The sequence below is a fragment of the Lawsonibacter hominis genome, from assembly GCF_014287895.1.
Taxonomy (GTDB): domain Bacteria; phylum Bacillota; class Clostridia; order Oscillospirales; family Oscillospiraceae; genus Lawsonibacter_A; species Lawsonibacter_A hominis.
This window is the reverse complement of record NZ_JACOPP010000080.1, coordinates 1-969: the sequence shown is the minus strand read 5'-3', so window position 1 is coordinate 969 and position 969 is coordinate 1. Positions and strand designations below refer to the sequence as shown.

1 protein-coding gene is annotated in these 969 nt (G+C 52.6%); it reads left to right on the top strand.

The genetic code is table 11. The features are described 5' to 3' along the window. The first annotated feature begins 96 nt into the window (after positions 1 to 96). Positions 97 to 909, top strand: a complete 813-nt coding sequence (locus H8S57_RS16840; RefSeq protein ID WP_369807657.1) for an IS3 family transposase — start codon at positions 97 to 99, stop codon at positions 907 to 909. Positions 910 to 969 lie beyond the last annotated feature (60 nt).

The window sequence follows — 969 nt, the reverse complement described above, 5'->3', positions numbered from 1 at the left end:
CGCATGAAGAACAAATTGCTGCGGGATTTTCTGCGGTCCGCAGGAAGGAGGTGAGGGCAAGGGTAAAATACCACATCATATTATCGTCACAGCGGCGTGTATCCGGTGCCCGTCATGTGCGCGTTTTTTGCAGTATCCAGAAGCGGCTGCTACGCCTTTGTCCATCGCCCGGGCAGGCCGGAGAAGGAGGCTGCTCTTGCAGAACGCATTGCACAGCAGCAGGAATGCAGCTTCCGAACTTACGGCTATCGGCGAATGTGGCTGTGGCTGAAAAGTCAGAACATTTTCCGCAATCCCAAAACTGTACTGAGGATCATGAAGAAGTATGATCTGCTGTCTGAGATCCGCCGCCGCAGGAAATGGACGCAGATGGGACAGCGGCTTCACAAATATGAGAATTTGCTCAGCAGAGATGTTCATGCGGACAGTCCCAACCGCAGATGGGTAACGGACATCTCTTATATCCACACCAAACAGGGGGTGCTGTATCGTTCCATGATTCGGGACCTCTGCGATAACAGCATTGCAGCCTGCAAGACCGGGACGCGGCAGACTGTAAATCTGGTCCTGGACACCATTCGTCCGGCGATGAAGAAAGAGAAAAAGAGGGTCGCTGCGGGACTCGGCCTCCACAGCGACCAGGGATTTCAGTACGCCTCACAAGCATACTTCAATCTGACTCAAGCATACGGCATTACGCTTTCCATGTCAAGGAAAGGCAACCCATATGATAATGCCATGGCGGAAAATCTCTTCTCCATTCTTAAAACAGAGTGCATTTACCGCCGCAAACCGGCGGCTTTCTCTGAAGCCAACGAGAGGATTGACCGCTATATCCACTTCTACAACCATGAGCACATTCAGCTAAAGACTGGAGAGGCGCCGCTTGCGCGTCGCCTCTCCACATAACACTCAATAGTTCCTGCCAGGGTCCCTTTTTGTACGGTCCGCACAACCTGGGGCAGTTCA